This is a genomic window from Thermococcus prieurii (assembly GCF_054657655.1).
In genome coordinates this window covers 291,793-304,363 of sequence record NZ_BAAHYH010000002.1, presented here as the reverse complement: position 1 = coordinate 304,363, position 12,571 = coordinate 291,793, and the positions used below count along the sequence as shown (strand labels likewise).

Annotated in this window: 16 protein-coding genes; 5 read left to right on the top strand and 11 right to left on the bottom strand. The window is 55.1% G+C overall.

Annotation, left to right across the window (positions count from 1 at the left end):
* Positions 1-7: 7 nt before the first annotated feature.
* Positions 8-1,288, bottom strand: coding sequence for a phenylacetate--CoA ligase family protein (locus tag ACYQ04_RS04860; RefSeq protein WP_460127774.1), 1,281 nt, complete (start codon positions 1,286-1,288; stop codon positions 8-10).
* 117 nt (positions 1,289-1,405) lie between these two features.
* Here ACYQ04_RS04860 and ACYQ04_RS04855 point away from each other — a divergent pair, with 117 nt between their 5' ends.
* The 3 genes from ACYQ04_RS04855 to ACYQ04_RS04845 all read left to right on the top strand — a co-directional run bounded on the left by ACYQ04_RS04855 (position 1,406) and on the right by ACYQ04_RS04845 (position 4,121).
* A complete protein-coding gene (locus ACYQ04_RS04855) occupies positions 1,406-2,458 on the top strand; it encodes a hypothetical protein (RefSeq protein ID WP_460127773.1) in 1,053 nt (350 codons plus the stop codon).
* Positions 2,445-3,539: a DUF835 domain-containing protein gene (locus ACYQ04_RS04850; RefSeq protein ID WP_460127771.1), complete on the top strand. Its 1,095-nt coding sequence runs from the start codon at positions 2,445-2,447 to the stop codon at positions 3,537-3,539. Before ACYQ04_RS04855 ends, ACYQ04_RS04850 begins: the two co-directional genes overlap by 14 nt.
* A gap of 354 nt (positions 3,540-3,893) precedes the next feature.
* The gene (locus tag ACYQ04_RS04845) at positions 3,894-4,121 is read left to right on the top strand and encodes a hypothetical protein (protein ID WP_460127769.1); all 228 of its coding nucleotides are present in this window, start codon (positions 3,894-3,896) and stop codon (positions 4,119-4,121) included.
* Here ACYQ04_RS04845 and ACYQ04_RS04840 read toward each other — a convergent pair.
* From ACYQ04_RS04840 to cobB, 8 genes are all read right to left on the bottom strand, one after another.
* The gene (locus ACYQ04_RS04840) at positions 4,118-5,308 is read right to left on the bottom strand and encodes a molybdopterin molybdotransferase MoeA (RefSeq protein ID WP_460127768.1); all 1,191 of its coding nucleotides are present in this window, start codon (positions 5,306-5,308) and stop codon (positions 4,118-4,120) included. The two genes, ACYQ04_RS04845 and ACYQ04_RS04840, sit on opposite strands and share 4 nt — an antisense overlap.
* A gap of 1 nt (position 5,309) precedes the next feature.
* On the bottom strand, positions 5,310-5,825 hold the full coding sequence (locus ACYQ04_RS04835; protein WP_460127765.1) for a MogA/MoaB family molybdenum cofactor biosynthesis protein: 516 nt from the start codon (positions 5,823-5,825) through the stop codon (positions 5,310-5,312).
* A gap of 189 nt (positions 5,826-6,014) precedes the next feature.
* Positions 6,015-6,476, bottom strand: a complete 462-nt coding sequence (locus tag ACYQ04_RS04830; RefSeq protein WP_460127764.1) for a COG2426 family protein — start codon at positions 6,474-6,476, stop codon at positions 6,015-6,017.
* Positions 6,469-7,086: a phosphatase PAP2 family protein gene (locus ACYQ04_RS04825; RefSeq protein ID WP_460127762.1), complete on the bottom strand. Its 618-nt coding sequence runs from the start codon at positions 7,084-7,086 to the stop codon at positions 6,469-6,471. Before ACYQ04_RS04825 ends, ACYQ04_RS04830 begins: the two co-directional genes overlap by 8 nt.
* 34 nt (positions 7,087-7,120) lie before the next feature.
* Positions 7,121-7,702, bottom strand: coding sequence for an ASCH domain-containing protein (locus ACYQ04_RS04820; protein ID WP_460127760.1), 582 nt, complete (start codon positions 7,700-7,702; stop codon positions 7,121-7,123).
* Complete coding sequence (locus tag ACYQ04_RS04815; protein ID WP_460127758.1) at positions 7,659-8,387, bottom strand: TIGR02253 family HAD-type hydrolase; 729 nt, start codon at positions 8,385-8,387, stop codon at positions 7,659-7,661. The genes ACYQ04_RS04820 and ACYQ04_RS04815 overlap by 44 nt, the downstream gene beginning before the upstream one ends.
* Positions 8,388-8,418: 31 nt before the next feature.
* Complete coding sequence (locus ACYQ04_RS04810; protein ID WP_460127756.1) at positions 8,419-8,820, bottom strand: DUF3783 domain-containing protein; 402 nt, start codon at positions 8,818-8,820, stop codon at positions 8,419-8,421.
* Positions 8,817-9,569, bottom strand: coding sequence for an NAD-dependent protein deacetylase (cobB, locus tag ACYQ04_RS04805; RefSeq protein ID WP_460127755.1), 753 nt, complete (start codon positions 9,567-9,569; stop codon positions 8,817-8,819). Before cobB ends, ACYQ04_RS04810 begins: the two co-directional genes overlap by 4 nt.
* A gap of 149 nt (positions 9,570-9,718) precedes the next feature.
* Here cobB and ACYQ04_RS04800 point away from each other — a divergent pair, with 149 nt between their 5' ends.
* Together ACYQ04_RS04800 and gyaR are read left to right on the top strand one after the other, a co-directional pair.
* Complete coding sequence (locus ACYQ04_RS04800; RefSeq protein WP_099210804.1) at positions 9,719-10,906, top strand: aromatic amino acid transport family protein; 1,188 nt, start codon at positions 9,719-9,721, stop codon at positions 10,904-10,906.
* Positions 10,907-10,940: 34 nt separating this feature from the next.
* Positions 10,941-11,942, top strand: coding sequence for a glyoxylate reductase (gene gyaR, locus ACYQ04_RS04795; protein ID WP_460129880.1), 1,002 nt, complete (start codon positions 10,941-10,943; stop codon positions 11,940-11,942).
* Here gyaR and ACYQ04_RS04790 read toward each other — a convergent pair.
* Together ACYQ04_RS04790 and vapB are read right to left on the bottom strand one after the other, a co-directional pair.
* Positions 11,939-12,352: a type II toxin-antitoxin system VapC family toxin gene (locus ACYQ04_RS04790; protein WP_460127753.1), complete on the bottom strand. Its 414-nt coding sequence runs from the start codon at positions 12,350-12,352 to the stop codon at positions 11,939-11,941. The two genes, gyaR and ACYQ04_RS04790, sit on opposite strands and share 4 nt — an antisense overlap.
* Positions 12,339-12,566, bottom strand: a complete 228-nt coding sequence (vapB, locus tag ACYQ04_RS04785) for a type II toxin-antitoxin system VapB family antitoxin (RefSeq protein ID WP_460129878.1) — start codon at positions 12,564-12,566, stop codon at positions 12,339-12,341. The genes ACYQ04_RS04790 and vapB overlap by 14 nt, the downstream gene beginning before the upstream one ends.
* Between the last annotated feature and the right edge of the window lie 5 nt (positions 12,567-12,571).

Below are 12,571 nucleotides of genomic sequence, written 5' to 3'. Positions count from 1 at the left end.
AAGAAAATCAGAAGTCCTTTCCAGCGACGTATATTCTCTTGGTCTTCCCAGGCCTGACTGTGAGGCCCTCGTGGAGCTTTTCCAGCGGGACTGCCTCGATTATGAGCTCCGAGCTCTTCGCTTCCTCGACCTCGTAGCGAACCGGATTGTTGGCCTCGTAGATGAGCTCCCTCACCTCGTCCTCTATTCCGGCTGGTTTTTCACCCTCGTAGGCGACCCTAATTATAACCCTTGGCCTCGGGTTGTCCGGCGAGAGCGGATGATAGAGTATCACGAAGTCCTTGAGCTTGGGATGGCCGTAGACTATCTCCATTACCTGGTCTATGTGAAGCTTTGCACCGGAGAGAACGACGACGTCCTTAACGCGGATTATACTGACGACTTCGCCGTTTTCGAGCCTCACCAAATCGCCGATGTCGTAGTTGAAGAGAGGTAACCCCGTCAGCTCACCCTCGCTCATGACCTTTGTGATGTAGAGCCTCTTGTATTCCGGATAATCCTCGTCGCCTGTATCTTCGAGGACTATTACGGACTCACCGAAGTGGAACGGTGTTGCGCCTTTCTTTGTAACTATCCTGAAGCCGGTAACGTCGTCCTCCGTCGAGCCGAAGTTGTCTATGACGACGGCGTTCGGGAACAGTTCAAGGGTGGCCTTGGCCAGCTCCGGAGTCAGCGTCTCTCCGCCGACGACTATCGTTTTAACATCCTCTCTGAGCTTCTCCGGCAGGATGAGGCCGAGGTTGTAGGCTGTGGCAGTTAGGGCCCATATCGAGGTTGGCTTTATGTCCTCAAGCTCCTTGAGAAGGAGTTCCCTGTTCTGGAGGTAGGTAATCGGCACTTGGAAGTACGCAGCCTCGGCGTTGTTACCCTCAAGCCCGCTCAGCGCGAAGGTGCCCGATGAAGAGGGTAGCGGCGGGAAGAAAGAGGCAACTCTCTCGCCCTTCTCGAAGTACTCGTTGACCCAGGGTGCCATCTGGCGTGCGGTCCTTTTTCTGTCATCTGGAGTGAATGGCACCCTCTTAGGCTGGCCGGTCGTTCCGCTGGTTCGCATAACCGCGTGGAAGAGACGGCCCTCCCGTATGTAGTCCGGCCAGACGCGGGCCCTCCCGTAAAGGTCGTGGGGCTTGATGGTTACCCTGGCCGTTAGTTCACTGAGGGTTTCTGGAGAAATCCCTTCTAGGTCAAGACCCTCGAATTTCTCTTTCCAGAACGGAGTCGTTTCCACGGCCTTGCTCAGGGTGTATTTAAACCCATCCAGCAGGGTTTTGCGATATATAACGGTGGGCATGGCGTCACCCATCAACATTGGGCGTTGGTTTATTTAATCCTATGGGTTCAAAATGCAACTCTCGTTTAGAAAGACGTTTAAGAAAGGCTTATATTCTCCTGTGAACAATTACATGCTATGACGTACGAAGATGTTCCGGAAAGTCTAATTGAGGAACCCCTTAAAGTCGAAGAAGACGAAGTTCTAAGCCACCTCGAAAGGGTCATTGAATTCCATCTTGAGAAATCCCCATACTGGAGGAAGTTCTCCTTCGGTGTTGAGGAGCTACTCGGGGACACGGTGGTAGAGACCGTCGAGAACCTGCTCAACAGGGGCTTTCTTGTCAAAGAGGACTACCTGCGTGCCAACTGGCTCGATTTTCTGCCTGAGGGCTACCGGGGCATGGTTCGCTTTTATCAGTCCTCAGGAACTACGCGCGAGAGGGCCATCGGCCACTGGGACCGGGAATACGTGAGATACCTCGTCTCGTACCTTAAATCTGCCCTCGACGAACTTTACGGCCTGAACGAAACGTTTCCCCCGGGCAGGATGCGCACCCTTGCGCACGGGCCCTACGGCTGGTATCAGGACGAGATAAGCGAGCTCGTGTGGAGCTACGGTGGCTACCTGTACTTCATAGGAATGGAAACCGACGGGCTGAAGAGGGTTTTGGAGGAGAAAGGAGTTGAGGAGGTCCTGAGAATTCTCAACCCTCTCGTCCGCTACACCGAGCGCGTGCTTAGGAGGGACAGGATAAACCTCGCGAGGACCGCACCACCTTTAATCGGGCTCTTTGAAAGCGTATCGGAGGATATAGAAGCAGTTATCCTGAGTGGCGTTGGAACTGACGTCGCTTTTCTCAAGGAAGTTGAGGAGAAGTTTCCAAATGCCCGGGCAGTCCCGCTCTACGGCTACTACCTCTTCGGCGACCTCGTAGGTATTCCGGGGAAACGGGAAATAGCCTACTATCCCAACTGGCCATTCACGCTGGTTCTTCCGGTCAAAAAAACCGAGGATGGATACCGCGTGGTGGACTACGGGGAAAGGGGTTTGCTGGCCGTGGTTATAGCCAGACCGGAGGTGCTCGTCGTGAAGGTTGAAGACGAGACCGCCATTCGGGCTCCGCCGGCCGGACCGTTTAGATGGGACGGCTTCGCTGACCCGAGGAGGGTTGTTCATGACCTCCGCTGATTTTATCCCCTACATCAGCGGATTTCTCGTGATACTTGCTGACCTGACGGCCGCCTTCTTAATCCTCCGCGTATACTTGAGGAGGCGTAGAAGGTCTGCCCTATTCTTTTCCGCCGCATGGTTTGCCGATATGCTGATGGTTGTTCTTTCAATGTCGATGAATCCCCTGGTACGGATGATTGCTGAATTTTCACTGACTATCTTTGCCATGCTGGTTTTTATGGGGTCCGTGAGACTACTCGATGAAGAGTTGATTCCGGTCCCCCACTATATTCTCCAAAGGATGGCACTTATGGCACCGATTTTTTATATCTTCGTTGCCTCGGTGTATCACTTCACAGGAAATGCCGACTGGGCCCTCACCGCAGGGGTCTCCCTGGGAATAAGTGGGGCTTTTGTGTTTGCCAGCGGTGTCCTTCTGAGGCCCCTTGAGACGGTTTACAAAAAGCCTGCGAAGGTTCTATACCTCAGCGTTCTACTGTTTGGTCTTCACTTGGTTCCAGCGGCACTTTTCGGTCTCTACGAGTGGTACCTTCCCATTGGCTTTACTCTCTCAACGACGCTCACGATAATGATGGCATATTCAATGCTCAGGTTAACCTCTACAAGGGAATTCCTTGAGGGGAGAGGCGAGGTTAAGGTTCCTGAAATTCATAGCGGAACAATTATACTCCAGCCGGAAGATTTCGAGGAGGTTCTTCCAAAGCTTCGAGAAGCGCCAGTGCTTGCATTTCTTCGCGACTTAAAGTACTCCCAGAAAAGCTGGAAAACCTACTTTATAACTGCAGTCCCGTTTCGGAAGGAGGGAATCTCGGGAACGATAAACCCCACAGAACTCGCCAAGATGACGGAAATCGTCTACCAGTACCTAGAGGAAACCAAACGGATGGGTTTACCCGGGGTTGTTGTTATGGATTGTCTGGAGTACCTCAGCATGTACAACCATTGGGATTCGCTTATGAAGTTTCTGTCCAAGCTTAGAGACTTAGTGCTGGTTAGGGGTGGAACGCTCATCATCGTCGTAGACAGAAACAGCGTGGAAGAACGGCTCTTCAACCAGCTAAGAAAACTCCTCGAGTGAGGGTTTATAAACCGCGCCCCCTACCTAACAATGCCCCCGCGCGAGGACCCCGGGGAGAATGAACCGGGGGGCGATGCGGGGGCTACAGCCCGGCCTCAGCGAGGTCCCCGCGGGAGGGCCTTCCGCGTCCCGGAGCACGATGACCGCGGGAAACCCAGGCCGGGCACAGTTCTTGCCCGCCTGGGTTAACCCGCCTGAGTGTGGCGTTGCCTTCGATGAGGGCGGGCGTTACGGGCGGGCGACATCTACCAGCTGTTCTCTGGGTTGATAATGTTCCTTTTAGTTATATATTGTCACACTGTTGAACGGACGATAGAAAGGGTTATTAACCCGAAACGCATAATGAATAATGCCATGACTGAGAGTGGTCTTATGAAACCTCCGGAGCAGAATGTTAAAGAACTTATACCCTGGCTTAAGGATAATCCAGTCTACGAAGTATTAGAACAAAGAAAACGCGAGGCCATGGAGATAATTCAGGATATTACCCAAAAAGAGTTGGAAATTATTGAAGAACTTCCAGATGACGTTAGAGAAATTATAAAGGTCCCAGACAGCGGGGCCTTAATTAGGGACCTTTAGTATAATGTCACCCATACCTCTTCTCCCTCAAGGTACCCCTCACTGTCTTCAGGGATTTCCACGTAACCGTTACTCTCCACGAGCGAGCTTATTATTCCGCTTCCCTTCTTCTTGATGGGTTTTGCCTTCCCGTTCTCGTACCAGACCTTGACGAACTCGTATCTACCGAGCTGGCTCGGAACCCTATCGGTTAGCGTTGCCTTAGCCCGTACCTCGTAGTTTCTGGCTCCAACCAGCTTGGCCAAGGCATGCTTGACGTACAGGTGGAACTGCGCGAAGACGGCCACGGGGTAACCGCTCATTATGAAGACCCTCTCGCCGTAGCCTATTGGCCGGCCCGGCTTTATCGTCGTCCCGTGGAAGAGCAGGTTAACGAACCGGTGGGCGAAGTCCCTGTCGCCAAAGGCCGACCCGCCGGTGACGAGCACGAGGTCGTTCTCGGCCTTTGCCCTTTCAATTGCCCCCTTTATGGCTTCTTCATTGTCGGGAACGATGCCGTAGAAGACGGGCTCGCCGAAATACTCCTCCACGAGGCCCTTCAGCATGAGGGAGTTGCTCTCAAGGATTTTGCCGGCTTTCAACGCTTCCTCGTCGAATTCCTCAATCAGCTCGTCGCCGGTTACGATTATCCCAACCCTGGGCTTCCTCATGACCTTGACGGTTTTGAAGCCCACGCTTTTGAGGAGGGCCAAGTCCTGAGGCCTGAGCACCTGCCCCTTTCTCAGGATTACCTCTCCCTTCTTCACGTCCTCGCCGGCGAAGGCGACGTTCTGACCCGGAGCAACGGGGCGGAGAACCCTTATCACATCTCCCTCGCGCTCGGCCATCTCCTGCATCAGAACGGCGTTCGCTCCTTCTGGTATCTTCGAGCCTGTCATGAGCTTTACCGCCGTCCCAGGTTCCACTTTCGCTTTACTCTCCTCTCCAGCGACAATCTCATCAACGACCTTCAGCTCGACCGGGCTGTATTCCCTCGCGGGGAAGGTGTCCTCAGCCCTCAAAGCGTAGCCATCAACCGCCGAACGGTCAAAGGGCGGGCTGTCTATCGGCGAAACGACGTCCTCAGCTAAAACTCTGCCGGGGGCATCCTCGAGCGGAACTTCTTCGGTTTCCCCAATCTCATTCAGGTCGTCGAGGAGTAACTTCAGTGCCTCCCGGTATGGCGTGAGGCGCTTGAACTCTTTCATGTCATTCCCTCCCGTGCTTGAGGACGTGGCCAGCCTCCTTGAGGATAATCTTTATCCCCGTCTTCGCGGCCCCAAGGCTTCCCGGGAGGCAGAAGACCGCCATCGCCCTTCCCGAGCTCCTGATGACGCCGGCAGTTGCTCTCGTCATTATCGCCGCCGTGTCTATCTCCTCGTAGCTCATCAGCCTGAAGATTTCACCAAAGCCCGTGAGCTCCTTGTCGAAGAGAGGTCTCAGGCTCTCTATCGTCACGTCCCTGCTCGCTATTCCAGTCCCGCCGGAGGTAACGACGACCTCGGCTCCCTTCTCGAAGGCCTTAACGACCGCTCCAATTATCGCCATTTTCTCGTCGGGCACGACTTCGTAGAGAACCCTCTCGTGTCCTGCCCTTTCCAGCTCCTCGATGAGGAACTTCCCGCTTGCATCTTCCTTCTCGCCCCTGCTCGCGGTGTCGCTGACCGTTATGACCGCAAATCGAAACTTCCTGGGTGCCTTCCTCTTGTGCTCCTCAACGCCCATGTTACCACCGGGGTAAAATCTTCGCCTGGCTTAATAACCTTTCAGCAAACGGAAGCGTTTAACGGGGATACATTTTCTCTTGAAAGCCTCGCCCGTTAGGGCAGGGAGGAGGTCAGCGCAATGTTTCCGAGGAATCCCACGTAGGTAAGGGTGAAAAGGAGCTTGAAGCGCCTAAGCCAGCCCATATCATCACCCTAACAGCCCCAGTGCAGGTAGAACCGTTATCGCCATGCTTAGAAGCCCGCCGAGGATTAAAGCCGGGACCGTCTGCTTTTTCTCAATTCCGAGGAGGTAAGCCGCCAAAGCTCCGGTCCATATCCCCGTCCCGGGCAGTGGGATAGCAACGAACACCGTGAGGCCGATGAAGCCCCATCTCTCCACGTAGGGGTGCGCCTTTTTCCTGACCCTCTCGACGTAATAGAGGTAGAGGTGTGCCACCTTTCTGAGGGGCGTTTTTTCGAGCCAGAGCATTATTCGGTCTATCAGTGGAAGCGCCAAAGGCAGGAGGAGCGAGAGGGTGAGCACGCCAAGGGAAGCACTCAGGAGGGTTTCCCAGAGGGAGTAGCCCCGCCCTATGCCGTAGACTATCGCGTAGCGCCCCTCAAAGGTCGGCACGAGGGAGAGCAGGAAGACCTCGAGGAAGCTATTCAACGTCGAGCACCCCCAGGCCAAGCCTTGAGATTATCCGCCTGTAGAGCGGAATCCACGAGTCCTGGGTGGCCTTGACGATGCTGTAGACCCAGGGAGCGAGGAGCAGGCTGAAGAGGACGTCGCCGAACCAGTGGACATGGAGGAGCAACCGCGTCATCGCAACTCCGACCGCGAAGAGAACCGCAAGGGGAGTTGCCCGCTTCCAGCGGTTCGAGGCGTAGACCGCGATTATTGCCCCGCGATAGGTGTGGCCCGAGGGGAAGGAGTAACCTCCGTGGTTGCGGGGCCTCGGCTCGTTGATTGCGACCTTGAGGACCCCGACTATGACGAGGCCGACGACTGCTGAAACGAGAAAAACGAGCGTCTCCCTCGAGAGCTTTCCCGAGTTCCTGATGTCGAGGTAGATAACAGCGATTGCGAAGGGAACTAGGAACAGGTCGCTTCCGAAGGCCGTCAGAACGTTCATTAGGCCTGGGTTCGGTGATGGGAGGAGCGCATCAACCCGAGAGTTTATGCCCGCCATTAAACCCGTGAGCTGAAGGACAAGAACGAGAACCAGCAACGCCGTGTTCAGCAGGAACTTCCAGTTCTTGAGGGATTCGCTGGACATGGATTGGAGAAAGAGTTTGAGCTAAAAAGCTTTTCTAAATCAGCCCCTCGTTGTAGAGTCCGTGGTAAACCTTGAGGAGAGCCTGCTGAACCCTCTTCGGTCCGAAGGTTCTGACGGCCTTTCCGAGGCCCTCGTTGTATATACGGCGCATTATGAAGTCCGTTTCGCGGTTGAAGTTAAGCCTGTCCTGGTTTTCGAGGTAGAGGCGCGCTATCTCCTCCGGCTCGCGGTAGTTGAGGCCCTTGAGCCACTTGAGAGGGATTCCGTCCTTGAAAGTCTTGACGACCTCGAAGCCTATCACCGTGACCTCGTCGTCCCCGTAGAGCTCGCCATAGATTTTGTTCAGCTCGCGGAGGAGCTCCTTAACGTCGGAGAAGCCGTCGAGCTTGGCGTCTTCGTTGGTGAGCTCTCTAACCTTCTTCCGCTCGACCTTCGTGATTCTGACCTTCGCTATTGCCGTGTCGCTCGGCGTTATCACGAGATAAACCTCGCTTCCAGGTTTCGCCTCGTAGCTACCGTAGCGTATCGTCGTGACTTTGTCTCCCCTCAGGATTCTTGACTTGTATGAGCTGTCAATCAGCATGAACTTCCGAATCTGAACGCTCTTCTTCCTCATCGTTGAGTCCCCTCACAATCCTCGGAACCTCTTCAAGGTCCTCAATTGTGAAGTCGGCGTAATCGAGGTAGTCGAGCTCCCTGTCGCGGTATTTTCCATAGCGGAACCAGACGGTTCTCATTCCCACCTGCTTGGCCCCGTAGATGTCCGAGTAAAGCCTGTCGCCGACCATCAGGGCCTCTTCGGGCCTGACGCCGAGCTTCCTGAGGGCCCGCTTAAAAATCTTTGGATGAGGCTTCTTGACGCCGAGGTAGTCCGAGATAAACACCTCGTCAAAGAACTCGTCGAGTTCGAGGCGGAGTATCTTCTCCCACTGCTTTATCGGGTCGCCGTCGGTGATTATCGCGAGGATATAACCGTCCTTCTTGAGCTCGAGGAGGACCTTTCTGGCCCCTCTAACGCTCTTCAGGTAGGCGAACTTCGTGTTGTGGTAGGCTATAACACCGGAGGCAATCCACTTGGGGTTGTTGGGGAGCTCAAGACGCCTGAGGAGGTAATCAAAGTGCCTGTTGAAGTTGCTGCCGTACTCAGCTATCAGCTCAAGAAGCTCGCTGTAGGCGGTTTCGAAGTCAACGGGGAGGCCGTGGCGTATCATGTTCTCTATCGCGTTTCGACGTGCCATCTCAGCTAAGCGGGTGGTGTCGACAATTGTGTCGTCAAGGTCGAACAGGACTGCCCTAATCATACCCCGACCCCTTGGTTTCTTCTCCTCACGACTATTTAACGTTGCCGATGTCAAGGAAGAGTCCTCTCTTCCCTTTGGCCTGTTTTTTCGCCTCCTTCACAGCCCTGAAGTACTCGTCTTCTCTTCTCAACTCTTCGAGGAGCTCCTCCAGCGTCCATTTGAGGTTCGTCTCAGTCGTCGTCGCGAAGATTACCCTTCCTTCGGCCAGCTTCCTGACCTCACCTATGACCCTCCTGATACCCTCGTTGTCGAGGCCGTGCATGATGACGAACCTTCCACCGGCCCAGTCAAGGTTCCCGCCCTCAGGGGTTCTTTCGAGTATCTCCACCAGGGTGAGCTTCCTGAAGTGCTCGGGAACCGGCAGAATCGGGTAGCCGAGCTTTGCAATCCCCTCGATTTCATCCTCGGCAAAACCTATCAGGAGCAGCTTCATCTCAACCCCCTCACGAGCTCAACGAGCTTTGGAAGCACTTCGGCCGCCTTCCCGCGCAGGAAAACGTCCGCAATAGGCGTTATTCCGCTCCTCTCGACGTTCACCTCTATGACCCTGCCGCCGTGCTCCTTGACGATGTACGGTATGTACGCGGCGGGATACACTACGCCGCTCGTCCCGACGACGATGACCGTATCTGCCTTCTCCGCCAGCCGAAAGGCCGCTTCCAGAGCATCCCTCGGCAGGGCCTCTCCGAACCAGACCACGTCGGGCCTGAGGAGGGAACCACAGCGGGGGCATCTCGGGAGGTCTCTTGACTCCACGAACTCATGAACCCGGCCGCTCTCCTTCAGGTTCTCCCTGTAATCGCAGGAAGTACAGCGAACCCGGAAGATGTTTCCGTGGAGCTCTATCAGGTTCCTTGTCCCTGCCTCGCGGTGCAGGTCGTCAACGTTCTGAGTTATCACCGCCCTGAGGACTCCCATCCGTTCAAGCTCCGCCAGAGCATAGTGGGCGGGGTTCGGCTTCGCATCCAGAATCTTGTGCATCCTCCATCTGTAGAACTCCCAGACGAGGCGAGGGTCCCGGTCGAAGGCCTCTGGCGTTGCGAGCTCTTCTGGACGATAGCGCTTCCACAGGCCGTTGGAGCCTCTGAACGTTGGAACACCGCTCTCGGCACTGATTCCCGCACCGGTAAAGGCTATGGCAAAGCGGGACCTTGCCAGGATTTTAGCGGCGTGTCCCTTCATGCCATCCCCTAATCAAGTGGAATTTAAAAACCCTACTAAAGGTTAAGCTCTATAAACAAAAACATCGAAGGATATTAGAAGCAACCTTCAGCCTTCCGAGCGAGGGTTTAAATTGTGTTCATCGGTGCATTGGACGGAGGTGATGCGAGATGCCGATTACCGATGGAACCCCGAGGAGCAAGGTCACTACCTCACACGGCCGTTACTACTCGGAGAGACTGGCGGCTCAGAGGCGGAAAAAGCTCATCCTGATTCAGAACCTCAGGAAGAGGAAAGCGGTGAGGGGGCTTAGGGTAAGCACGATTCGCGTTGAGAAGAAGCGCATAACAAAGGGAGAAGCTCTGGCAATCCTCGTTGGGACCCAGATAGGCGCCGGAGTGCTCGGCTTGCCCTACGCCGCCAGCAAAGTCGGTCTGATTCCGGCCATGCTTGTCCTCTTCGGCGTTATGGTGCTCATGCTGGCGACTGGCTTCATAGTCCTCAAGTTCTCGGCAGGAATGGGCGGGGCGCAGATGAGCACCATAGCCCAGCGCGTCCTCGGAAAAGCTGGTGGCTGGCTGATGTACGTCAGCATATTCATCATGAGCTTTGGAGCTATCTTAGCTTACATAGCGGGAATGGGAAGCGTTTTCGCAAGCCTCTTCGGGATAAGTGAAACTGCAGGAGCGTTCATCTTTTGGGTTCTCGCCTCGATAGTCGTTTACCGCGGTCTTGAGGCGAGCGGAAAGACCGAACTGGCCATGAGCTACATAATGCTTGCCCTCTTCATAGCGGTCACCGTGATGCTCGTTCCCCATGCGAAGCTGAGCAACGGCCTCTATACCGACCTCTCGGGAATCCTAAGCATAACGGGTGTTGCCATCTTCGCCCTCGGCTGTCACACGGTGATTCCCGACGTCTACAAGGGCCTCGGAAGCTACGAGGAGACCAAGAAGGTTCTCGTCTGGGCCTTCATCATACCGACTGCAATTTACGCCATATTTATGGCGGCGTTCCTGCTGGCCTTCGGAAAGAACACGCCACAGATTGCCACCCAGGGGCTCCAGTGGCTCTATGGAAGGCTTGGAAAGATAATCGGCAACCTCATTCCCCTACTTGCCATAACGACGAGCTACATAGGAATAGCCCTGGCACAGCAGAGCAACAACGAGGAGTTCGTCAAGCTCAAGAGGCCCGTTGCGTGGGCCCTAACCGTTATCCCGCCAGCGGCAGTGTACTTCGCAGGAATCAAGAACTTCGCAGACGTCCTGGCCTTCGCCGGCGACACGGGAGACATGATGGCCTTTATAATCCTGCCGATACTCATCTGGCTCGTTGACAAGCTGAGAAAACGCTAAAAGCGCCCCCTCTTTTCTTTATCCGGTGGTGGTCATGCCGAAGGTCTTCATCACGCGCGCGATTCCCGAGAACGGCATCGAGATGCTGAAGAAGCACTTCGATGTCGAAGTCTGGCCGGAGGAACGGGAAATTCCCCGAGAGGTTCTCCTCGAGAAGGTCCGCGATGCTGATGCCCTCGTTACGATGCTCAGCGAGAGGATTGACAGGGAGGTCTTCGACAACGCGCCAAGGTTAAGAATCGTCGCGAACTACGCTGTGGGCTACGACAACATAGACGTCGAAGAGGCAACGCGGAGGGGAATCTACGTAACGAACACTCCAGACGTTCTCACCGACGCGACAGCGGACTTCGCGTGGACGCTTTTGCTTGCAACGGCGAGGGGGCTAATAGAGGCCGATAACTTCACGCGCTCCGGCGAGTGGAAGAAGCGCGGTATTGCCTGGCACCCGCGCTGGTTCTTGGGCTACGACGTTTATGGCAAAACCATCGGAATCGTTGGTTTTGGCAGAATCGGGCAGGCGGTGGCGAGAAGGGCTAAGGGCTTCGGCATGAGAATCCTCTACTACTCCCGCACGAGGAAGCCAGAAGCAGAGAAGGAACTCAACGTGGAGTTCAAACCCCTTGATGAGCTCCTGAGCGAGAGCGACTTCGTGGTTCTGGCGGTTCCTCTAACGAGGGAGACCTACCACATGATAGGCGAGCGGGAGCTCAAGCTCATGAAGGAAACGGCAATTCTCGTGAACATAGCGCGCGGAAAGGTCGTTGACACGGAAGCGCTCATCAAGGCCCTAAAAGAGGGCTGGATTGCCGGGGCCGGTCTCGACGTCTACGAGGAGGAGCCGTACTACAACGAAGAGCTCTCCAGCCTGAGGAACGTGGTTTTGGCGCCCCACATCGGTAGCGCGACCTTTGGGGCGAGGGAAGGAATGGCCGAGCTCGTGGCGAGGAATCTCATCGCATTCAAGAACGGCGAAATCCCGCCGACGCTCGTGAACAGAGAAGTGGTGAAGGTCAGGAAGCCGGGGTTTGATTAAAGGAGAGTCACTTTCACTCCGATTTTCTTTGCAATCTTCCCCTGTTTCTCATCGCAGGTAACGAGAGTTGCGTTGAGTTCCTCGGCCTGCGCTATGAAGAGGGCATCGTAGACCGCTATGCCATGCTCAACGCTCAGCTCGAAGGCTCTCCTCAGGTATTTTCGGTTTTCTTCAATCGTTATCAGGCCTTTATCAACGAGGAGCTCCAGCGCTCCGAGAAGCTTCTCCCCTTCTTCCCTGCCAAGGGTTTTGTATACCCTAACGTTCTTCCAGATGACGTTGACGCACTCCGTGAGCAACATCTCAACCGTCTGAGCCTCGCTCTCGGGCTGCAGGTGGGGAATTACACTCCCCCAGCCTTCCTCCTTCAGGAGGAACTTGCAGAGGGCGGAGGTGTCAATGACTCTCACGGTCCTCCCTCACGAGCCGTTTTGCGGTCCCTTCAGGGACTCCGGGAAGTGACTCGACTAGTTCTATGACCTCCTGAAGGGCCCGTTTTTTCTCTTCCTCCTCTATCCTCCGCTTTATGAACTCCCTTATCTCCTCGCTCCAGTTGATGTCGTACTTCTTCATCTCCCGCTTGAGCTCAGGGGAAATCCTTATGCTCATCACGGTGGAGCCCATGTAAT